Raw genomic sequence first — 21,144 nt, forward strand, 5'->3', positions numbered from 1 at the left:
TCTTGCCAAAGAGATATTTACGATGCAACCTTTACGGGCGCACATAAGAATTACAAACTAATCGTCTATTTGGGTCATCTGGAAAATCCGGATTAGTTATTTGATTATAAAATTCCCAGTCTCTTTCAAGTCTTTGGGCTACATCTATGTTGGCTGTATAGCAGATGTATTTTTTATTTGCTACATCCAGAATGCCATAGGTAAGAATATCCTTTTCCTTTCCCTCCTTATTTATATATGTACTCTTGACCAATAATATCTTATATTTTCCGTCTTCCCGAGTACAGTATTCTTTATTGTTCTCAAGAGTATATGTGCCGGAGACATCTGTAAAATCATTGGAGGCCATTTCTACGATAATCTGTTTGGGCTCTCCTGTTTCCGGAGTGTCTGTCGAGTCATTGTTGCATGCGGATAGCAAGATGGCGGATAAGAATAATAGTTTAAGTAATTTCATCTTTATATTTTATTTGTTTTTGATCCTTTTTTTAGTCTAGTATATTATTTATAGTGCAAATGTACAGTTTTTGTGTGATATAAAAGCGGTAATGAGTAAAATAAATGTGTTTCATATTCTTGATATTTACATTCATAATCCTTAGATAGTCAGTCATGTATTTTGCTTTGCATTTTCTCAAACCTAGTTAGTTATTATTGTATGTAGTTGCATAATTTAGCCTAAATAGAATGAAAAAGTTGATTTAAATAAAAGGATTCTCGTGAGAAATGCTAACTTTGTAGATATGAAAAAGTAAGGAATGATATTCTGTAGTAGTATGTTCATAGCTTTCCAGATGTAGACATTTGACGATAAATTATATTAATCCCAATAAATATAAATAAGAATGGAAGAAGCTAGAAAAAAGAAATGGGGTAGTGTTGCGCTGATTATCGGAGCTATTGCTTTTATCATTATTATGATTTACTTTACAGTTATTTCAAGTCTCAACATGTAAAACAGATCATTATGGCGTTGAAAAATTAAAGCTTGGACATTTCGTTTGAATCTGTCCAAGCTTGTTTTTTATGGTTCCGGATGATTGACCGGCAATATGGTAACGCTTTCTCTTTAGCTTCTTGAAACCTGAAGTCCCTTATCAGAAAGAGTCATTTCTACAAAACGAGCACGAGGATTGGGGGCTTGTTCCGTCAGTATCCGTCGGATTTGTCCGGCTGCTTGCGGGTCTTTGGCTACCATATATAAATAGCCTCCGCCACCTGCACCGGGGAGTTTGTATCCCAGGGTGTAATCCTTGATTTTTTCGATAATGGCTGCTACTGCCGGTGGATTGGTTCCGCAGTCTAATGCCTGGTTCTGTATCCAGGTTTTGCCGACCAAACGACCGAAACTCTCGAAATTACTTCGTAAAATGGCTTCACTCATATCCATTGCATGAGCTTTCATTTCGGCCAGCAAGCTTAGATGCGGACCGGAATTGAGGAACATGGAACTGACGATCTCTGCCAAAATACTTTTAGCAGTACGAGTAATTCCCGTATAATATAACAGATGACAGTCGCGGTAATCAGGATGAACAAAGAACTGATCGGGTAACCAGCGTACTAATGGATTCTGTTCGAAACCAGCTTCGGATTGAAGCAACTTAATACCGGAAAAGACACCGCCATATTGATCTTGCCAACCTCCTCCAGTGGTCAGGAGCTGTTCTAATACTAATGTGTAACTACATATATCATTTTTATCCCAAGCCAATCCGCAGAAATCATTGATTGCTCCGAGCACGGTAGATGCCAGTATGGAACTGGTTCCCAAGCCAGAGCCCGCAGGAATAGCAGCCAGCAGAGTAATTTCGATTCCTGAACCGAAATCTTCCAGCTGTTTAGCTAAAGAAGGATAAGATTCCGTAGAGAATGCCGGTGCAAAGCCCGCCAATGTAAGGGCGGCTTTCGGAATAGAGAATGGAGAACCTACCTTTTTATAATCTTGCAGTTCCTCGTAATTCCTTATCACTTCCATTGCACCCATGTCGATAGAGCGAAGAGTGATGTGATATTCCTTGCATGGTTTCACATATACTTGTAGCGGTGGTTGACCGTTTAGTTCGATAGCAAGATTTACAACACTTCCCCCTGAATAAAGAGAGTAGGGAGGTGTGTCCGTCCACCCTCCGGCCACATCAATACGCACAGGACTGCGTCCCCATACGATTTGATCGGAATAAACGTTGAGTATGGGATGGCTCTTTCGTTCGCTCATTACCCCCAATAAACCGTCGCGAAGCAGTTGAAAGGCTGCCTGTTCCTCTTTGGCACAATCCTTGTCTTCATGTAGTTTCATGATACGTGCACGAAGCATCCGGTTGTGTATCCGTAACATGGGGGCAGCATCTTCTTTCAAGACGTCAGGCATGCCCAGATTGAAACGTACAAATTCATTTGCGGCATCCAGCAAATCGAGTTGATAGAATACGCTCTTCTCATAATTGGCCGCCAATCCTTTCCAGTTCTCCTTGCGGAAAGCATTGCGCTGTTCGTAAAGACGCTTGAGGTTGGCGTTTGCGGATATTTCGTCTGCAGAAACTTTTTCTGCTTTCAACCAAAGTTTTTTCCCTTCTTCCAGTTGTGGCTCCGAGGTCATCCAGCGTACTAATATGCCTAAATCTTCCACAGAAGCCACTTTGGGGAAGATGGATGCCGATTGTAAATCATCTGTACGCCCTTTTATATCCTCCCAGGTAATTCCTCTATCTTCCATCCAACGGGTAAAAGGAACATTAAGGTAAGTAGTCGTTATTTTGTCCAACGCTCCTTTGAATACATCATCCAATCCATACGGACGCGCAACAAACTCATTCTCACCGATAGGAATAATGTCGATGCAAACCCCATCCGGCAAATTGATGCTCCACTGGTTTTCAGGAACTCCTGTAATAATCTGGCGGGAACCTAATTTCCATTCTTTTCCCACATGGCTATTCTCAATCCATAAATTGGCGTTGTCGGCAGAAAGAGAAACTTGTGTGATGGAATTCTGTATAAAGATAGCCGGATTTGGCTTTACTTTCCGGTGCATGATTCTTCTTTGGTCCCGTACCTTGTCCTGTATGGCTAAAGTAGAAGAAATCAGTTCGTGACTTGTGCCGTAATGGTAGAATTCTCCACCTGGCAACGGCAATATAGCTACGGATAACTGATTGATTTCTTCATCTTTCGTTTTAGGATGCTCTCCCAAAGCCAAACCATAGTCCGAGTATAAGTCATAATAAGTAATATCCTTCGTACCTTCTTTCAATGACCGTTTCATCAATACTTCTATGGCGCGGTCACTCAAAATCCAGATGCCGATATCCATCAGGAAAAGATGAGTTTTCGACAATCCTTCCAACTCTTCCAAAGAAGGTTTCTGCAACATGAAATCGAGCACCTCCGGTTTTTTCCGGTCGGAAACAAACACGCCATGATGAGTTGCCAATGAAGGATTCACCCACAGCCCGTAGCATACTACATCTGCGTTCGGAATATCCTGAAGCGGTTTTTCCGAACGGATATATACGTCTCCGCTAGCAATCAGCGTATTCAGACCGGCCGGAGCCTGATTCATAATACTTTCATAGAGCGGGAGCTGCAATGATAACAGATTCTGTCCCAGCTTTTGTCCTCTTTCCCAACTGAAGATCGGGATAGGAGTTAATATTTTGCCGGAAGGGCCGTAGCTGGGTAGCCGACGGCTTTGTCCGCCTGCATGGAGCAATATTTTTTTTTCGTGTCCTATCCAGTTGCTGAAAGACTCTTGTGGAGCGAATGCCTGATGGCAAGCTTGCAATAACCATGTGGTTCCGCCGCCGGAGCCTAGTTTGCTCCCTATGGGGTCTGATGTACAAAACCAATCGGTATGGTTAACTTCTTCCAGTTCGTGGAAGCAATGGATCAAATTGGGTGGTAAAGATAATAACTTTTGCATAGTAGAATCTGCGTTGGCTTAGATAGAATCTAAGCGAATTAAACTCCCGTAAAAATACTATTTATATTCCTGCTTTTCAATATTTTTCTTCTGTTTTGAAGAATAAATTTTCTTTTCAGCTTTTAGATGTCATTTTCAGTCATCATGTCCCAGGTGTCATTAAGTGCCTGCATGGATGGAAATAATAAATCAGCCCCGGCATCCAGCAACACTTGCCCGTTCAAAGGACCCGTATTGACTGCTATGGTGAAAATACCCGCGTTGTGTCCGGCTTCCACTCCTAACGGAGCGTTTTCTACTACAACCGCTTCATCCGCTTTGATCCCTCCTTTTTTCAAAGCCATCAAATACGGCTCGGGATTGGGTTTGCCATATTTTACATCGAACGCTGTAACCATCAGTTCTTTGTGAAACATTCCCGGATAGTGGTGTTCCAGCCGTTCGAGCAGGGATAACTGACCGGAGCCGGTGACCACCATCGGAATCAGCCCGTCCTTCTTCACTTTTTGCAGTAACTCCCATGCACCGGGCATAGGCTTTGCTTCGGGATATGAATTGAACAAAACACTTTTCTCCTGATAGATACTTTCTATCTCCTCCTGTGTGGCTTCTCTACCCAATTCACGTTGAAAAACAATATTGATTGTAGAGGCTCCTGTCCGTCCTTCATGCATATATGCTTCTTCGCGACTAAGAGTGAGCCCATGAGATTTCATTACTTTATGCCAGGCTTCCGAATGATAAGGCATAGAGTCAAAGAGTACGCCGTCCATGTCAAACAGGACGGCTTTCAGTTTCTTTTTCATACTTTGTACGTTGCGGAATCTTTTTAAGATGATATTTTATTTTTTATGAGCATTTTCTTCAGATCAGACACGGGAATAACTACATCGTATTGTTTCCCGGAATCCTTGCCGATATATCTGTAGGTAATATTTTTATTGTTCTCCACGCAGGTTTTTATGAATATCTGGGTGGCAGGATCGGTCTGACTTGCTAGCGTTGACACAATACCCTCTTTCACTTCAGCTGCGTTTTCTTCAATCTGGCTGATAGGACACAACTCTTCGTCCACACTGCATATATAAACAACCGATTCACCTATGATTTCGATTTTTTCGACAACGACTTCTTCACTGGCCTGCATTGGAAATTGCAGATTCGCCATTTTCAGTTGCGCTTCAAGCTTTGTCTGTCCGCTTTGTGCCGGGTCGGCATTTGTATTGATAACCTCTTTCAATTCTTCGGCAGTAAGTTCGCAAACCGCTTGTTCGCCCGACTTATTCCCTACAAATATCATGTGTAATCCGGAATTACACTTAGCCATCAATTTCAGCATTTCCTTTACATCAGCAGCCGGATTCTGAAACATCATTTTGATAGATGATTTCATGCTTTCCGGATTATCTTTCAAAATCTTAATATTGGTAATTTCCTCGTTCATGTTGAGAGTGTACACTACGTTATCCCCGTCGTAGATGATACTGGTAATATTGCCGACTTCTCCCATGTCCAGCGGACACTGTTTGTTGGCTATCCCGATTACAGTTTTGAGTTTGGCTTCCTGACAACCGGTCATGACTATCATTAGCAATGATACGCTACATAGTAGCATGAGTCCACTGGACTTCTTTAATAAATTTCCTGCCATTCTATTTGTTTTTTAAGTTTGATTCGCTTCATCTACAACTGTATACGAGGCAAAGATAACGATAAAAAATGAGAGATAAGTTAGAAAGGGAAGATAGTTGCAAATGACGCTCCCAAGCGATTAACTACATAATTATTTGCTGTTTAGAAGAATATGTGTATTTTTGTAACGTTATAAACTCGACGATAGCATGAAAAAGAGAGTATTATTGTTGCTACCATTGTTTTTAGGCGCCTGCTCTGATAGTGGGGAAAGTCCTGTTATCAAGATAGAAAAGCTTTATGCGAAGATCGAATCGGACGGTGAAAATACCAGTTCCGATGAAAAAGACTATGCGAATCAGAGGGAGGAACTGCCCGCCTTGAAAGTGGGAGATGAAGTGAAAGCCTTTCTGCTTTTGGATGGAAATGGGGCAGAACTGAAAACCTTTAAACTTCAGAATGACGATGAAGTGGATACCAAACTCTTTTATGAGCAAACAGAAGTATCTACAGAGGGAAATCTGACAGATGTGGAAAAAGGACAGCTTCGTTTTAAGGATGGGGTGTCAAAAGCCAAAATTATGGTGATTGCGACCATTAAACAGGTAGATAAGAACGGTGATGTGAAATTAGAGTTCTATCTTTCTTCCAAAGCCGAATGTGAAGGAGCACAGGAAGAAATCGGTTTGAAGACGAAAGTGGAAGATGAGAAGTAGAAGTGGTGAGCAGTAAACGGTACAACGGGCAATAAGCGGTACAATCGGAAACTGCAATCAATTGAATATAATAATGAACGGTGAACAAATCCATGTATATAGCATAGTTGTTCACCGTTCATTGTTTATAGTTTACCGTTTATAAAACGTTCTTGATTTATAGTTTTGCACGGATTGCTTTGGATTCCTCTTCATAACCCGGTTTGTCCAGCAAGGCAAACATATTCTTTTTGTATGCTTCCACACCCGGTTGGTTGAATGGGTTCACGCCCAACAAATAACCGCTGATACCACAAGCCTTTTCGAAGAAATAGAGCAGACCACCAATGTTGTATTCGCTCAATTCCGGAAGTACGATGCGCATATTAGGTACGCCACCGTCTACGTGAGCCAGCTGCGTTCCCAGTTCGGCCATCTTGTTCACTTCGTCCACACGCTTGCCGGCTAAGAAGTTCAAGCCGTCCAGATTTGCTTCGTCAGAAGGAACTTCCAGTTTGTGGTTAACTTTCTCTACTGAAATCACAGTTTCGAAGATAGAACGTTCGCCTTCCTGAATCCATTGACCCATAGAATGAAGGTCTGTAGAGAAATCTACCGATGCAGGGAAGATACCCTTATTGTCTTTTCCTTCCGATTCTCCGTAAAGCTGTTTCCACCATTCGCTTACATAGTGCAGTTTCGGGCAGAAGTTAACGAGGATTTCGATCTTCTTGCCATTCCTGTACAACTCATTGCGGGTAGCAGCATAAATAGCAGCCGGGTTTTCAGTAAATGCAACGTCCGATCCGCATACTTTTTCCATATCGGCAGCACCGGCAACCAGTTTGTCGATATCAAATCCGGCTACTGCGATAGGCAGCAAACCAACCGGAGTCAGTACAGAGAAACGTCCGCCTACGTTGTCAGGGATGATAAATGTTTTATATCCTTCTTTGTCAGCTGTAACACGGGCAGCACCTTTTTTAGCGTCCGTCACAGCAACGATTACTTTCTTTGCAGTTTCTTTACCGCGCTGATCTTCACATTGCTTTTTCAGCAAACGGAAAGCAAGAGCAGTTTCGGTAGTAGTTCCTGATTTAGAAATATTGATGACACCGAATTTCTTATCTTTCAGATATTCAGTCAGTTCGTACAGATAATCTTCGCTGATATTGTGTCCTGCATAGATCATGACAGGAGCCGTTTTCTTTTCCTGCAGCCAAGTGAAGCTGTTAGACAAAGCTTCGATTACGGCACGGGCACCCAGATAGCTGCCACCGATACCGGCAACGATTACTACTTCACAGTTATCTCTTAATACTTTTGCTGTAGCGTTCAGGTCGGCTAAGTGTTCTTTAGTGATAGAAGAAGGCAAATGCAACCATCCTAAAAAGTCATTACCTTTGCCTGTACCTTTTTCAAGCATTTCCTGTGCGGCTTTTACTTCAGCTTCGTAAGCAAAAACCTTTTCTTTGGAGATAAATCCAAATGTCTTTTCAATGTTTAAACTAATCATATCGTTCTTGTTTAAAGATTATCTAAAAGAGTCAGTCAGCAATTTAATCTCGATCATTGGTGAGATACGTTCGTATAGGATGTTATACACAGCGTCCAGTATCGGCATATTGACATGATGATGCTTATTGATTTCTTTGATACATTTCGTACCATAGTAACCCTCTGCAATCATTTCCATTTCAATTTGCGCACTCTTCACGGAATACCCTTTACCTATCATCGTTCCGAAAGTACGGTTACGACTAAAGTTGGAGTAGCCGGTCACCAATAAATCCCCCAGATAAACAGATTCATCCACGTTTCTGTTCAACGGATGCACCGTGTTCAGGAAACGATTCATTTCCTGAATGGCGTTAGAAATCAATACAGCCTGGAAGTTGTCGCCATATTTCAGTCCGCTACAGATACCGGCAGCAATGGCATACACGTTTTTGAGCACCGAACTGTATTCGATACCCGCCACGTCATCACTGACAGATGTTTTGATAAAACTGCTTCCCAGACGGCGTGCGAAGATACGTGCCTTGTCTTTATCAGGGCAGGCGATAGTCAGGTAGGAGAGTCGCTCCAAAGCTACTTCTTCTGCGTGGCAGGGACCTGCAAGGACTGCTATGTTTTCTGGTGGCACACCATATTCTTTTGTGAAGTATTCCGATACAATAACGTTGTCATCGGGTACGATTCCTTTGATAGCGGTGATGATAAACTTATCTTTTATCTTGGTTTTCAACTTTTTCAGATGCGCCTTCAGATAAGGAGAGGGAGTGACGAAGATCAGTGTATCCGATTCTTTCACAACATCGTTGATGTTGGAACTGAAAGTGATGCGTCTCGTATCAAATTTCACTCCTGTCAGATAAGCCGGATTGTGCCCTAATCGTTTAAAATCGGCAATGCGGTCGTCTCGCCGCATGTACCAATTGATAGAGTCCTCTTGGGCCAGACACATCTTTGCGATGGCTGTAGCCCAACTTCCTCCGCCCATTATCGCTATCTTGCCGGGTAATTTCATTTGTATGGATTTGGATGAAGAACTTATTAAATTTTCTGTATCCACTCAGTTACGTCGTTTACCGACGGATTGGTCAGTTCTAATTTATATTTCTTGTTAATGCCGCAGATGTCCTGGTGCAGCTTCTGCGGATTGACATCTTTCATGTCGGCAACTGTGTTGTAACCGGCTTTTTGAATCACCGGAACCCAGTCTTCTGCGATTCCCAATTCCATGTATTTGGCAGCAGCGTCTTTTTTCACTACTTTTTCCGGGCGCATTTGCGGGAAGAACAATACTTCCTGAATGGTAGTCTGTCCGGTCATTAACATCACCAGACGGTCGATACCGATACCGATACCCGATGTAGGAGGCATACCGTATTGTAAAGCGCGCAGGAAGTCCTGATCGATAATCATCGCTTCGTCGTCTCCCTTGTCGGCCAAACGCATTTGTTCTTTGAAACGTTCTTCCTGATCCAGCGGATCGTTCAATTCCGAGTAGGCATTAGCCAGCTCTTTACCGTTCACCATCAGTTCGAAACGTTCGGTCAGTCCCGGTTTAGAGCGGTGCATCTTGGTCAGCGGAGACATTTCAACCGGATAATCGGTGATGAAAGTCGGCTGGATATATGTACCTTCGCAGAATTCTCCGAAAATTTCATCAATCAGCTTGCCTTTACCCATCGTCTCGTCGATTTCTTCCATCTTCAGTTCTTTGCAGACTTGGCGGATTTCCTCTTCGCTCTTGCCGTTCAGGTCATATCCTGTCTTTTCTTTGATAGCGTCCAGAATAGGCAGACGGCGGTAAGGAGCTTTGAAGTTGATGGTTTTTCCGTCAACCACTGTTTCTGTGCTACCGTTTACTGCGATACAAATACGTTCCAACAACTTTTCGGTGAAATTCATCATCCAGTTGTAATCCTTATATTGTACGTAGAGTTCCATACAAGTGAACTCCGGGTTATGGGTTTTGTCCATACCCTCGTTACGGAAGTTCTTACCTATTTCATATACACCTTCAAAACCACCTACGATCAGTCGCTTCAGATAAAGTTCTGTTGCGATACGCAGGTAAAGATCCATGTCCAGTGAGTTATGGTGAGTGATGAACGGTCGTGCGCTTGCTCCACCGGCAATAGATTGCAGGATGGGAGTTTCCACTTCCGTGTAACCGGCTTCGTCCAAAGCATTGCGCAATGTTTTCACAACAGTGGCACGTTTCAGGAATGTTTCTTTGATACCGTCGTTCACTACCAGGTCCACATAGCGTTGGCGATAACGGAGTTCGGGATCTTCAAAAGAGTCATAAGCTACCCCGTCTTTGTATTTAACGATAGGCAACGGTTTGATAGACTTTGCAAGTACAGTCAGTTTCTTAGCATGGATACTGATTTCACCCATTTGTGTGCGGAACACGAAACCTTCGATACCGATAAAGTCACCTAAGTCGAGCAGGCGTTTGAATACAGAGTTGTACAGTTCCTTGTCTTCTCCCGGGCAGATATCATCGCGGGTGATGTACACCTGGATGCGACCTTTAGAGTCTTGCAATTCAACGAAAGATGCTTTACCCATCACGCGGCGGCTCATGATACGGCCGGCTACGGAAACTTGGCGTGGCTCCTCGTCGTCTTTAAATTCAGCTTTAATATCTGTAGAGAAAGCATTGGTTACATACTCTGCTGCAGGGTATGGATCAATACCCATCGCACGAAGCTCATTCAGGCTGTTGCGTCGAATGATTTCCTGTTCACTTAGTTCTAATATATTCATTTCGTTACGTATTAACTCAATTTTGGAGGCAAAAATACGAAACTTTTCTCATATATCCTGTAATCCACCTCTTTTTTGTATCTTTGCCGTCTCAAACTAATAGGTATGACAGGACAAAAGACACCCACTGCGTTGGGTACGGAAAAGATTGGGAAGCTTTTAATGCAGTATGCCATTCCGGCAATTATCGCCATGACGGCGTCTTCTCTTTACAATATGGTAGATAGTATTTTTATCGGTCACGGGGTAGGTGCGATGGCTATTTCCGGGTTGGCATTAACTTTCCCGCTAATGAATCTTGCCGCGGCTTTCGGCTCGTTGGTCGGTGTCGGTGCGGCTACATTGATTTCGGTGAAGCTAGGACAGAAAGATTATGATACCGCACAGCAGGTTTTGGGAAATGTGTTTGTATTAAACCTTATTATAGGTATCTCTTTTACGGTAATCGTTCTTCCTTTTCTCGATCCGATACTTTACTTTTTCGGAGGAAGCGATGAAACGGTGAAGTATGCCCGTGAATTTATGCAGGTTATCTTGCTCGGAAATGTGGTTACCCATTTATATCTGGGGCTGAATGCAGTGCTCCGTGCTTCGGGCCATCCGCAGAAAGCGATGATGGCAACAATAACGACAGTGATAATCAATGTATTGCTTGCTCCATTGTTTATTTTTGTATTCGACTGGGGAATCCGTGGGGCGGCTACGGCTACGGTTTGTGCGCAGTTGATTGCATTGGTCTGGCAGCTTCATCTGTTCTGCCGCAAAGATGAACTGATACGGTTGAAAAAGGGGATTTTTCGTTTGAAACGGAAAATCGTGTTGGATTCGCTGGCTATTGGTATGTCTCCCTTTCTGATGAATATGGCGTCTTGCTTTATTGTGATTCTGATTAATCAGGGATTAAAAGAGCATGGAGGTGATTTGGCGATCGGTGCATTCGGTATTGTTAATCGTATTGTTTTTGTCTTTATTATGATTGTATTGGGACTAAACCAAGGGATGCAGCCCATTGCGGGATATAATTTTGGTGCGAAGCTCTATCCTCGTGTGACGGAAGTACTGAAAGTAACCATTTGTTGTGCAACTGTAGTGACAACGATTGGTTTTCTGATCGGTATGTTTATTCCGGAAATCGTATCTTCCATCTTTACTTCGGACGAAGAGTTAATCAGCATTGCTTCTAAAGGTTTTCGTATTGTGGTATTTTTCTACCCGATTGTTGGGTTTCAGATGGTAGCTTCCAACTTCTTCCAGAGTATTGGAATGGCAAGTAAAGCCATTTTCTTGTCGCTGACGCGGCAGATGTTATTTCTCGTTCCCTGTTTATTGATTCTACCTCACTATTATGGACAAATGGGCGTTTGGGCCAGTATGCCTGTGGCAGATTTGGCGGCTAGTCTTATATCCGGAGGAATGTTGTGGTGGCAGTTCCGGCAGTTTAAGAAAGTTACTGTTTGATAAGTTTGTTCCGATATTCTTTAGGAGATATACCGACATACTGCTTGAAATATTTCCCGAAGAATGATTGTGTGGGGAAGTTGAGTTTGGTTGTTATTTCCTTAATACTTAAATCGGTATTATCGAGCAGATATTTAGCTTCTGTAATGACATTCTGTATGATCCACTGCAAAGCACTGCTCCCTGATTTCTCCTTGATGACAGAAGAAAAATATCGGGCGGACAAGCATTGCTTGTCTGCATAAAAAGTAACATCACGTTCCTGACGATAATATCGATAAAGGGTAATCATGAAATTTTGGAAGATTTTATCCTTTTTATCCTGTGGCAGTGGTGTTTGGGGTTCGTTACTGAAATAAATGTTTAATAACTCATAGCATATCACCTGTCCCCAGGATTTGATTAATTCAGAAGTTAAATGTTGTTTCTGTCGGGAACTGTTACAAATATTCTCCCTGTTAATTCGTTTTTCTACAGATTTGAGCAAGTTCTCTACAAATGTATATTGCTCTTCAGAGAGCGACAGGCAGGGATTTTCCCGCAAATAAAGCAAATTTTCCGAGTTAGCTACTTTGTTTACTATTGGTATGACATAATCCAGGTCGACCTCTATCATGATTCCTTCCAAGTCTGCGCTTCTTTGGCGTATCTGTAGAAGGTTGGCTGCTGTATATATGAAAAGATTCCTTTTGTTAATCTGATATGGTCTACCTCCCAACAGGATTTCCGCCTGTCCTTTCTGGCAGAGGAAAAGTCCGCATTGGTTGAATTCGGAAATAATGCATCCTTCTTTCATGGAAGTATCTTCCGGAGATATTATAACATACTTGAATGGCATCAGTGGTTCCATATTCCTTTTCGTTGAAATGAATTTCTTTACAAAGTAATAAACAAATAAATACAAATAGCAAACTATTTCGGCTTTTTATCTTAGGTAACGTACAAATAGAACAATGTTTCGTCTAAATCAACCTTTCTCCTCATGTTTGCTTGGGATACTTTTGTGGCAACTAACTAATAAGTGAAAATATGAGACGATTAGACTTCTTATTAACAGGATTTTTAGCAGTTCTGTTGACTTCGTGTGGGCAACGTGTACAAAACACAGACAGTAAGCCGGCAGTGAAGATTGATACCGTACTTTCTGCCGACAGACAAATAGCTTTGCAGTTTCCGGGTCGAGTGAAAGCGGCACAGGACATAAGTCTGTCTTTCCGGGTGAGTGGTACTATTCAGTATATGCATGTAAATGACGGTGCCTATGTGCGTAAAGGGCAATTATTGGCAGAATTAGATCCGACAGACTATCAGATTCAGCTGGATGCGGCAGAAGCAGAATATCAAAGTGTGAAAGCGGAGGCGGAACGGGTGATGGCACTTTATAAGGAAAATGTGACAACACCGGATGCTAACGATAAGGCCGTGTACGGATTGAGACAGATTACCGCCAAATATAACCATGCTAAAGACCAGTTGGCATACACCCGTTTGTATGCTCCTTTTAGCGGATATGTGCAGAAACGTCTTTTTGATTCCCATGAGACGGTAGCTGCCGGTATACCCGTCGTTTCCATCATCAGTGAGGGAAGCCCGGAGGTGGAGATTAATCTTCCGGCAGTGGAATATATTCGTCGACAGCAGTTTACCCGCTACTATTGTACATTCGATATTTATCCTCATCAAAGATATGCTTTGGAACTGATTAGTGTCACCCCTAAGGCAAATGCCAATCAGTTGTACACCATGCGGCTTCAACTGAAAAAAGAAGATAAACAGGCAGTTCCATCGCCCGGCATGAATACAATGGTAACTATCGAATGTAGTGAAGGAGATGTGCGTAACCTGTCGGTTCCCGGTGGAGCGATTCTTCGTGAGAACGGGCGTACGAGTATCTTTCTTTATGATGCTTCCAGTCACGCTATTCGCCGTTGTGATGTGACCGTCACCCGTCTGCTTAGCGACGGCAGATGCCTGATTACTTCAGACGGAGCGAATCCCGGTGATTTGGTTGTCGCTTCGGGGGTGCATCATGTAAAAGAGGGAGAACAGGTGGAACCGCTTCTTCCGGCTGCTGAAACCAATGTGGGAGGACTGCTATGATTGATATTAGTAAATGGGCATTTGAGAACAAGAAGTTAATCTACTTCCTGATTGCCGTACTGATTGTAGGAGGAGCTTATTCCAGTTATGAAATGAGTAAACTGGAAGACCCAGAAATAACGGTAAAGCTTGCCATGGTAGTCACCACCTATCCCGGTGCGTCTGCGCATCAGGTAGAATTAGAGGTGACGGATGTACTGGAGAAGAATATTCGCTCCATGGGGAATATAGATAATGTGGAAAGTTATTCCTACAACGATCTCTCCCTGATTCAGGTAGAACTGAAAACGACTGTCAAAGAGACGGACGTAGAACAATGCTGGGATCTGTTGCGTCGTAAAGTGGCGAACGCACAGGCAGAACTTCCCGAAGGTGCCAGTCCTTCTATTGTAAAAGATGATTTTGGAAATGTTTACGGAATGTTTTTCGCTTTGACGGGTGACGGACTTTCCGATAGGGAACTGTCTGATTATTCAGAACTGGTGAAACGTGAAGTCAGCGAACTGGATGGGGTGGAACGCGTCGACTTATACGGTAAACGTCCCGAATGTATTAATATCTCTCTTTTGCAAGACCGGATGGCTAACTTGGGTGTGAAACCCGCCGAAGTGCTAGCCACATTGAACGGACAGAACCAAACGACTTATACTGGTTACTATGATAATGGCGATAATCGTATCCGGGTGACAGTCAGTGACAAGTTTAAGACGGTGGAGGATATCGGTCGTATGCTGATTCAGGGACATGATGCCGATCAGTTGCGGTTGAGTGATATAGCCCGTATTGAGAAAGATTATGAAGATCCTACCCGCAACGAATTGTTTTATGACCGTCAGCGTGCGATAGGAATAATGGTGGCCGCTTCTTCGGATGCCGACATTATCAAAGTGGGGCATCAAGTGGAAAAGAAATTGGAGCAACTGAAAGTCGAACGCCTTCCAGCAGGAGTAGAGTGTCATAAAGTTTTCTATCAGCCGGAACGCGTAGGCAGTTCGTTGGGGACGTTCATTCTTAATCTGATAGAATCTGTGATTATCGTAGTTGTTATTCTGATGATTGCTATGGGATTTAAGAGCGGGGTGATTATCGGTATCAGTTTGGTAGTGACGGTATTCGGTTCCTTCCTGTTCCTTTATTTTATGGATGGTACGATGCAGCGTGTTTCATTGGCCTCGTTCGTGCTTGCGATGGGGATGCTGGTGGATAACGCGATTGTTATCATCGACGGTATTTTGGTAGATTTGAAAGCCGGAAAGAGTCGGATGGAGGCAATGACTGCCATCGGACGGCAGACAGCGATGCCTTTGCTGGGAGCTACTCTGATTGCCATCATCGCTTTTCTTCCTATCTTTATGTCTCCTGATACGGCAGGCGTTTATACGCGCGATTTGTTTATCGTACTCGCTGTTTCCTTATTGCTTAGTTGGGTGCTGGCTTTGGTGCACGTCCCGTTGATGGCTGACCGGATTTTGCATCCGGAAATCTCTGCGGCAACTACTGCTGCCGGAAAACGTGTGTATGAAGGAAAGATTTATGCTGTGCTCCGTTCATTGTTGACATTCAGTCTGGCGCATCGTTGGAGTTTTGTGTTTACAATGATTGCTTTGGTATTGCTTTCGGCTTTCAGTTATCGGTTTATGAAGCAGGGCTTTTTCCCGGATATGGTCTACGATCAGCTTTACATGGAATACAAATTGCCGGAAGGGACTAACTCCACTCGTGTAGCACGTGACTTGGAAGAAATCGAAGTTTACCTGAAAAAGCGTCCGGAAGTTACACACGTCACTGCTTCTATCGGTGGTACACCTGCCCGTTATAACTTGGTGCGTAACGTAGCCAATCCTTCCTTATCTTACGGTGAACTGATTATCGACTTCACCTCTCCGGACGATTTGGTGGATAACATGGCGGAAATTCAACAATATCTTTCACAACATTATCCGGATGCTTACGTAAAGATGAACCGCTACAATCTGATGTTCAAAAAATATCCTATTGAAGCGCAATTTACCGGTCCTGATCCTGCTGTTTTGCATCAGTTGGCAGACAGTGCCCGCAAGATTATGGAGAATTGCCCGGATGTTTACCTGATTACCACGGACTGGGAACCGCAAATTCCGGTACTGACTATTGAATATGACCAGCCTGCGGCACGTGCTATCGGATTGAGCCGTAATGATGTAAGCCTATCTCTACTGACCGCTACCAGCAGCATCCCTATCGGGTCTTTCTACGAAGGTATTCACAAAGATAATATCTACTTGCGTTGCCTGGACGAACACGGAAATCCGATTGAAAACCTGGACAATACGCAGATATTCTCGTCTCTTCCTTCTCTGAACGGTTTGCTGACACAGGAAATGATGATGAAACTGAAGACAGGAACACTATCAAAAGAAGAACTGGTGGAAACGTTGATGGGAACAACTCCGTTAAAACAAATCAGTAAGCGGATTGATGTGAAGTGGGAAGATCCGGTGGTTCCCCGTTATAACGGGCAGCGTAGCCAACGGGTGCAATGTTCTCCTGTTCCGGGGGTAGAAACGGAGAAGGCGCGGCAATCCATTGCCACGCAGATTGAACAGATTCCGCTGCCTGACGGATATCGGCTTCAATGGCAAGGCGAGAGGAACGCCAGCACAAAGTCTATGCAATATCTGTTCAAGAATTTCCCGTTTGCTATCATTCTGATGATATCCATTCTAATCATGCTGTTCAAAGATTACCGGAAACCGGTTATCATCTTCTGTACTATTCCGCTGGTATTTGTCGGTGTTGTTGCTGTAATGCTGCTTACCGGGAAGACATTCAACTTTGTGGCTATCGTCGGTACATTGGGGTTGATCGGTATGATTATTAAGAACGGTATTGTCTTGATGGATGAGATCACTTTGCAAATTAATCAGGGAGTAGAACCTGTGACGGCATTGATAGACAGTTCGCAAAGTCGTCTCCGTCCCGTGATGATGGCTTCGCTGACTACGATTTTGGGAATGATTCCATTGTTGCCGGATGCCATGTTTGGTTCGTTGGCGGCTTCTATCATGGGTGGGTTGCTGTTCGGCACGTTGATAACGTTGCTTTTTATCCCGATTTTGTATGCATTATTCTTTCATATAAAAAAGACAGACAAATGAAAAAAGAAATTCTTGTAGCCATTAGTGTAGCGGGTGTATTGTTCGGCCTGTCGGTTTCTCTTGCCGCGCAAGAAAAACTAAGTCTGGCGCAATGCCGTGAAATGGCACTGAAATATAATAAGGATATGGCTGCCGCTAATAAGCAGACGGAAGCAGCCCGATTGATGTCTCTTAGTTATAAAGCCAATTTCTTCCCTAATTTTACAGCCAACGGAACGGGTATTTATAGCACAGCGGATGGAAGTCTCGGAGTTCCGGGAGGAAACCTTCCGGTTTTCCTGCCCAATCCTGCTACCGGAGAACTGGTATCGAGCGGTTTCGCTTATTTTCCCGGATTGAATCTGGATTATAAGGTCGGAACTGTTTACTCGGGCGGTATACAAGTGGAGCAACCTCTTTATATGGGAGGAAAAATCCGTGCCGCCTATAAAATGTCACTACTGGGAAAAGAAATGGCACACTTGAACGAAGCCTTAACTACTTCGGAAGTTATTCTGAATACAGATAAAGCATACGTGCAGTTAGTGAAAGCCAAGGAAATGAGAAAAGTGGCGGAAAAATATCATAACTTACTAACGGAACTTTTCAAAAATGTGAAGAGTGCTCACCGACATGGCATGAAACCGCAAAATGATGTACTGAAAGTGCAGGTGAAGCTCAACGAGAGTGAACTTTCTTTGCGAAAGGCTGATAACGCCCTCCGTCTTGCGGGTATGAATCTCTGTCATTACATCGGACGCCCTTTGACAGCACAGATTGATATATCTGATGATTTTCCGGAAGTGGAGCAGGAATGGAAAGTGCAGGTTTCTGATATTACCGCCCGTCCTGAATATGGAATCTTGAACAAACAAATAGCCATTGCCGAGCAGGAAGTAAAGCTGAATCGTAGTGAACTATTGCCGCGTATCGGCGTCAGAGGTAGTTATGATTATCTTCACGGATTAGAAGTCAATGATGAAACTTTGATGAAAAAGGGTGCTTTTTCCGTATTCCTGAATGTCTCTGTCCCTCTGTTTCATTTTGGCGAACGTACCAATAAAGTAAAGTCTGCCAAAGTGAAGTTGGAACAAGCTCGTCTTGAACAGGAAAATGTCAATGAAAAGATGTTGCTGGAGTTGATGCAAGCTGCCAATAATCTGGATGAGGCCCGGTTGGAAACGGAGCTTTCCGAACGTTCGCTGGAACAGGCAGAGGAGAATATGAAAGTCAGTGGTAAGCAATATGAAGTGGGACTGGAAACTCTTTCGGATTATCTGGAAGCACAAGTGCTTTGGCAGCAGGCTTATCAGACGAAAGTGGATGCCCATTTCCAATTGTATGTGAATTATGTGGCTTATTTGAAAGCGGCAGGACAACTGCAATGATAAAACCAGTATTCTGGACATCCTTATGGAATGTCCAGAATACTGGTGATGATTTGTACCTGTCGGGGAGTAAAAGTTCGTGTACGCGGATGATAACCTGTGGCAGTCAATAACCGGAGCAGTTCTTTATTTATTTTAATCCATTTGGTGAATATGCGTATGGCGCAACGGGGTGTAATGTTCGGATTGTACATACAAGCCAATTCCTTTTTCTTATAAGTTTTAATGCGAAACGGAATTTCTTCCTCTTCTGATGGCAATTCTTTCATGTTGATATTTTAATGTTTTAAGATGTTGTAAAGATACAAAATAAAAAAGGCGTTGTCAAGTCTTTTACAGGAATACTTTGGGAAACAGTATCCGCCCGTAGGCGGGTACTGTTTTCCTGCTTTTAAAGGCTGATGATTAGTCTTATGCTGCCGGGTCCGGTGCTTCTCCTTTGCCGTCATCCGGGTTTGGATTCGGGTTGGGATCCGGTTGCTCCGGGCTGATGGAACCATCATCGGAAGCCACCGCTTTTTGAACACTGACTTTACTTAGCATCTCTTTGAATTTGTAGCCCGGAGTGAAAATGATTTTCACTCTGCGTATCGTATCGCTATCTACCTCTTTTTCAGTATCCTGACTTTCGCAATTCATACCAGGACGGAAGCATCCGAAATCTCCTAATTGAACAGAGATGCCTTTTCTAAGGTTGAGATTCAATGTATCGATCAAAGCATCGAGTACAAATTTTACCGCTCCACTGGGGACCATTCCTACTTTGGTGATTTCCTCGCACAAATCTCTGAAATCCACCGTATTGGTGATTACATTTTGTGCTACATACTTTTCAGCTTTAGTTTTATCAAAGCCGAATGTTCTTTTTTTAATGACGTATCTAAGTGCCATAGTTTTTTGTTTTTTTTAATTAGTTACTTTACTTATCAATTCTCTTTGTGATCACGATGCAAAGATACTATGGGCACTTTCCGGGGAGGTGCTTTAACGATCCTAGATGTACGTACTTTGATTCACTTTTATTTATTTTGTTTGTATGATTCTGATTTATAGATTCTTAGATGTTCTACTTTAATAGCCATTTCCAAATAGGGAGTATTTCAATCAGTTTCACGATACTCAAATGTTCTTGATAATCATAAAATATGCCGAAAAACGATGAACGTTGCAAGAATAAACACTATATTTGTACATATTACACTAAGATAATAGAGGTATAGTATGCTACATTCAAGCCAATCAGCCCCCGTTGTTGATGGCAAAGTCATGGAGTTTGTGATTTTTGCCATTGAGAGTGCCGCCCAGAAGTTGGGTATTCCGGCTCCTACTCTCTATAACCGTTTGGAAAAACTGAATCTTATCCGTCAATACCTGATAAGTGGATATGACATGCTTCACACCCAGAGTCGTGAGTACATAGCCGATACGTTGGTAGAAGCTCTTGAAAACTGGGAAGCCCATTATAAAGAAAAAGGAGAATCTGTATGAAGGTCTATCATGGTAGTACGCAGGCCGTAGAGTATCCTTTGGTCGGTGTCGGACGCGAAAACCTCGACTTTGGTAAAGGATTCTCAATCAACGTCTCATTGACGAGTGTCTCTCTTTCAAAGAATATGTAACAATAAAATAAACTGCGTTTATGATAGATGTATTAGTATGGAATAAATACACTCGTGTGGTGATGCAATTAGCGGAGCGTTTGAATATTTCTCCCGAAAAAGCATTGCACTTGTTCTATAATAGTAAGGTATATGCATTGCTTCTTAATAAACAATATCCGCTTATAACGTTGAGTGATGCCTACATCACTGATGAAATCATACTTGAGTTACAACAGCAATAATCTTGTTGTGGCTCTTAATTCTGTGTTCCAAGAGTTTATACCTTTATATATACAGTCAACTTTCCAACCCCTTCTTTCCGTATTATTCCGTCAGTGATAAAGGAATTTAATTCTTCAATAGCTACTTTTTTATTTCGTCCTGTCAGATGGCTATAATCTGTCCGGCTGATGAATAGGTGATTTTCCAAATATGTGTTGAGGCGCTCGCGACACGTCTCACGGGAGATACTATTTTTCTTAGGGCGTGTGATAGACTCTCCTCGTTGCAGCCTCATTTTGTCGCCTACTTCTTTCTTGAATGGACGACTTGCGCGGAAATTAATATTTTTCATTTGAACAGACGCTGCCCGAATTTCTTTTTTATCTTTAACCGGCGGACATTGCAACGATGTAGAGAAGAATCCGAAGTTTCCCATTTCTACATTCCAGCCGTCGGCTAGTAAATCCCGTGCTTCATTGGCAAAGGCTTCCATGGCTCCTGCCAATAAACTTCTGCTGATACCGGTAAATTTGTGGACACGATCCAGAAACTCTTCTTTATCTACGGTTCCTTTGGAGACAATACGGGCATGTAGCGGTTGTTTCTCTCCGTCAGGTGACGGTGGATTTTCAAATAAGTCATATAAAGCACTCATATTCTATTATTAATGGATTAATTACTACAGGGCAGACGCATTAAAAATTATTTTCCTGTAAAAGTTGTGAC

At 42.9% G+C, this 21,144-nt stretch carries 18 protein-coding genes and 1 pseudogene; 8 read left to right on the top strand and 11 right to left on the bottom strand.

Annotation, left to right across the window (positions count from 1 at the left end; translation table 11 throughout):
• Window positions 1-31: 31 nt before the first annotated feature.
• The 4 genes and pseudogenes from DXA54_RS26035 to DXA54_RS26050 all read right to left on the bottom strand — a co-directional run bounded on the left by DXA54_RS26035 (window position 32) and on the right by DXA54_RS26050 (window position 5,573).
• Window positions 32-457 (bottom strand): hypothetical protein, encoded by a 426-nt coding sequence (locus DXA54_RS26035; protein ID WP_120081035.1) that lies wholly within the window; start codon window positions 455-457, stop codon window positions 32-34.
• Between the two features lie 612 nt (window positions 458-1,069).
• Window positions 1,070-3,925, bottom strand: a pseudogene (locus DXA54_RS26040) (bifunctional fucokinase/fucose-1-phosphate guanylyltransferase); the annotation flags it as partial.
• Window positions 3,926-4,044: 119 nt separating this feature from the next.
• Window positions 4,045-4,728, bottom strand: a complete 684-nt coding sequence (locus DXA54_RS26045) for an HAD family hydrolase (RefSeq protein ID WP_004312359.1) — start codon at window positions 4,726-4,728, stop codon at window positions 4,045-4,047.
• A 23-nt stretch (window positions 4,729-4,751) separates the two neighbouring features.
• Window positions 4,752-5,573, bottom strand: a complete 822-nt coding sequence (locus DXA54_RS26050; protein ID WP_004306654.1) for a hypothetical protein — start codon at window positions 5,571-5,573, stop codon at window positions 4,752-4,754.
• 190 nt (window positions 5,574-5,763) lie between these two features.
• Here DXA54_RS26050 and DXA54_RS26055 point away from each other — a divergent pair, with 190 nt between their 5' ends.
• Complete coding sequence (locus DXA54_RS26055; protein ID WP_008650173.1) at window positions 5,764-6,270, top strand: DUF5035 domain-containing protein; 507 nt, start codon at window positions 5,764-5,766, stop codon at window positions 6,268-6,270.
• Between the two features lie 157 nt (window positions 6,271-6,427).
• On the opposite strand, the gene DXA54_RS26060 is transcribed toward DXA54_RS26055, so the two are convergent.
• The 3 genes from DXA54_RS26060 to lysS are packed head-to-tail and all read right to left on the bottom strand — an operon-like array spanning window position 6,428 to window position 10,533.
• Complete coding sequence (locus tag DXA54_RS26060) at window positions 6,428-7,765, bottom strand: glucose-6-phosphate isomerase (protein ID WP_008650174.1); 1,338 nt, start codon at window positions 7,763-7,765, stop codon at window positions 6,428-6,430.
• An 18-nt stretch (window positions 7,766-7,783) separates the two neighbouring features.
• The gene (locus DXA54_RS26065) at window positions 7,784-8,779 is read right to left on the bottom strand and encodes an NAD(P)H-dependent glycerol-3-phosphate dehydrogenase (RefSeq protein ID WP_004299378.1); all 996 of its coding nucleotides are present in this window, start codon (window positions 8,777-8,779) and stop codon (window positions 7,784-7,786) included.
• A 26-nt stretch (window positions 8,780-8,805) separates the two neighbouring features.
• Entirely contained in the window at window positions 8,806-10,533 is a 1,728-nt protein-coding gene (gene lysS, locus DXA54_RS26070; RefSeq protein WP_004306657.1) for a lysine--tRNA ligase, read from the bottom strand.
• Between the two features lie 105 nt (window positions 10,534-10,638).
• Between lysS and DXA54_RS26075 the strand changes: the two genes are divergently transcribed.
• Window positions 10,639-11,991, top strand: coding sequence for an MATE family efflux transporter (locus DXA54_RS26075; RefSeq protein WP_008650178.1), 1,353 nt, complete (start codon window positions 10,639-10,641; stop codon window positions 11,989-11,991).
• Here DXA54_RS26075 and DXA54_RS26080 read toward each other — a convergent pair.
• Complete coding sequence (locus DXA54_RS26080) at window positions 11,981-12,841, bottom strand: AraC family transcriptional regulator (protein WP_008650181.1); 861 nt, start codon at window positions 12,839-12,841, stop codon at window positions 11,981-11,983. The genes DXA54_RS26075 and DXA54_RS26080 overlap by 11 nt on opposite strands.
• A gap of 179 nt (window positions 12,842-13,020) precedes the next feature.
• On the opposite strand from DXA54_RS26080, the gene DXA54_RS26085 reads away from it, so the two are divergent.
• From DXA54_RS26085 to DXA54_RS26095, 3 genes are read left to right on the top strand one after another with little or no spacing between them, the layout of a single operon-like run.
• On the top strand, window positions 13,021-14,091 hold the full coding sequence (locus tag DXA54_RS26085; protein ID WP_120081036.1) for an efflux RND transporter periplasmic adaptor subunit: 1,071 nt from the start codon (window positions 13,021-13,023) through the stop codon (window positions 14,089-14,091).
• Window positions 14,088-17,228 (top strand): efflux RND transporter permease subunit, encoded by a 3,141-nt coding sequence (locus DXA54_RS26090; RefSeq protein WP_120081038.1) that lies wholly within the window; start codon window positions 14,088-14,090, stop codon window positions 17,226-17,228. The genes DXA54_RS26085 and DXA54_RS26090 overlap by 4 nt, the downstream gene beginning before the upstream one ends.
• Entirely contained in the window at window positions 17,225-18,595 is a 1,371-nt protein-coding gene (locus DXA54_RS26095) for a TolC family protein (RefSeq protein ID WP_004299384.1), read from the top strand. The genes DXA54_RS26090 and DXA54_RS26095 overlap by 4 nt, the downstream gene beginning before the upstream one ends.
• A 23-nt stretch (window positions 18,596-18,618) precedes the next feature.
• Here DXA54_RS26095 and DXA54_RS26100 read toward each other — a convergent pair whose 3' ends face one another.
• Window positions 18,619-18,864 carry a DUF4248 domain-containing protein gene (locus DXA54_RS26100; protein WP_004299385.1) on the bottom strand — a complete coding sequence of 82 codons (246 nt, stop codon included), beginning with the start codon at window positions 18,862-18,864 and terminating at the stop codon, window positions 18,619-18,621.
• 142 nt (window positions 18,865-19,006) lie between these two features.
• The gene (locus DXA54_RS26105; protein WP_004313515.1) at window positions 19,007-19,486 is read right to left on the bottom strand and encodes an HU family DNA-binding protein; all 480 of its coding nucleotides are present in this window, start codon (window positions 19,484-19,486) and stop codon (window positions 19,007-19,009) included.
• 330 nt (window positions 19,487-19,816) lie between these two features.
• On the opposite strand from DXA54_RS26105, the gene DXA54_RS26110 reads away from it, so the two are divergent.
• Genes DXA54_RS26110 through DXA54_RS26120 form a run of 3 tightly spaced genes read left to right on the top strand, consistent with a single transcriptional unit; the run spans window position 19,817 to window position 20,438 of the window.
• Window positions 19,817-20,083, top strand: coding sequence for a DUF3791 domain-containing protein (locus DXA54_RS26110; protein ID WP_004299387.1), 267 nt, complete (start codon window positions 19,817-19,819; stop codon window positions 20,081-20,083).
• Window positions 20,080-20,214, top strand: coding sequence for a DUF3990 domain-containing protein (locus tag DXA54_RS26115; protein ID WP_004299388.1), 135 nt, complete (start codon window positions 20,080-20,082; stop codon window positions 20,212-20,214). Before DXA54_RS26110 ends, DXA54_RS26115 begins: the two co-directional genes overlap by 4 nt.
• Before the next feature lie 20 nt (window positions 20,215-20,234).
• The gene (locus DXA54_RS26120; protein WP_004299389.1) at window positions 20,235-20,438 is read left to right on the top strand and encodes a DUF3791 domain-containing protein; all 204 of its coding nucleotides are present in this window, start codon (window positions 20,235-20,237) and stop codon (window positions 20,436-20,438) included.
• A gap of 35 nt (window positions 20,439-20,473) precedes the next feature.
• Here DXA54_RS26120 and DXA54_RS26125 read toward each other — a convergent pair whose 3' ends face one another.
• Window positions 20,474-21,073: a DsbA family protein gene (locus DXA54_RS26125; RefSeq protein WP_120081040.1), complete on the bottom strand. Its 600-nt coding sequence runs from the start codon at window positions 21,071-21,073 to the stop codon at window positions 20,474-20,476.
• Window positions 21,074-21,144 lie beyond the last annotated feature (71 nt).

Source organism: Bacteroides sp. OF03-11BH, assembly GCF_003604005.1.
In the GTDB taxonomy this organism is placed as follows: Bacteria; Bacteroidota; Bacteroidia; order Bacteroidales; family Bacteroidaceae; genus Bacteroides; species Bacteroides ovatus.

Coding starts and splice junctions, on each gene's coding strand:
- DXA54_RS26035 (WP_120081035.1), bottom strand. CDS start 457: ATGAAATTACTTAAACTATTATTCTTATCCGCCATCTTGCTATCCGCA.
- DXA54_RS26075 (WP_008650178.1), top strand. CDS start 10,639: ATGACAGGACAAAAGACACCCACTGCGTTGGGTACGGAAAAGATTGGG.
- DXA54_RS26085 (WP_120081036.1), top strand. CDS start 13,021: ATGAGACGATTAGACTTCTTATTAACAGGATTTTTAGCAGTTCTGTTG.
- DXA54_RS26055 (WP_008650173.1), top strand. CDS start 5,764: ATGAAAAAGAGAGTATTATTGTTGCTACCATTGTTTTTAGGCGCCTGC.
- DXA54_RS26100 (WP_004299385.1), bottom strand. CDS start 18,864: ATGAAAGAATTGCCATCAGAAGAGGAAGAAATTCCGTTTCGCATTAAA.
- DXA54_RS26105 (WP_004313515.1), bottom strand. CDS start 19,486: ATGGCACTTAGATACGTCATTAAAAAAAGAACATTCGGCTTTGATAAA.
- DXA54_RS26065 (WP_004299378.1), bottom strand. CDS start 8,779: ATGAAATTACCCGGCAAGATAGCGATAATGGGCGGAGGAAGTTGGGCT.
- DXA54_RS26110 (WP_004299387.1), top strand. CDS start 19,817: ATGCTACATTCAAGCCAATCAGCCCCCGTTGTTGATGGCAAAGTCATG.
- lysS (WP_004306657.1), bottom strand. CDS start 10,533: ATGAATATATTAGAACTAAGTGAACAGGAAATCATTCGACGCAACAGC.
- DXA54_RS26120 (WP_004299389.1), top strand. CDS start 20,235: ATGATAGATGTATTAGTATGGAATAAATACACTCGTGTGGTGATGCAA.
- DXA54_RS26060 (WP_008650174.1), bottom strand. CDS start 7,765: ATGATTAGTTTAAACATTGAAAAGACATTTGGATTTATCTCCAAAGAA.
- DXA54_RS26080 (WP_008650181.1), bottom strand. CDS start 12,841: ATGGAACCACTGATGCCATTCAAGTATGTTATAATATCTCCGGAAGAT.
- DXA54_RS26050 (WP_004306654.1), bottom strand. CDS start 5,573: ATGGCAGGAAATTTATTAAAGAAGTCCAGTGGACTCATGCTACTATGT.
- DXA54_RS26095 (WP_004299384.1), top strand. CDS start 17,225: ATGAAAAAAGAAATTCTTGTAGCCATTAGTGTAGCGGGTGTATTGTTC.
- DXA54_RS26045 (WP_004312359.1), bottom strand. CDS start 4,728: ATGAAAAAGAAACTGAAAGCCGTCCTGTTTGACATGGACGGCGTACTC.
- DXA54_RS26115 (WP_004299388.1), top strand. CDS start 20,080: ATGAAGGTCTATCATGGTAGTACGCAGGCCGTAGAGTATCCTTTGGTC.
- DXA54_RS26090 (WP_120081038.1), top strand. CDS start 14,088: ATGATTGATATTAGTAAATGGGCATTTGAGAACAAGAAGTTAATCTAC.
- DXA54_RS26125 (WP_120081040.1), bottom strand. CDS start 21,073: ATGAGTGCTTTATATGACTTATTTGAAAATCCACCGTCACCTGACGGA.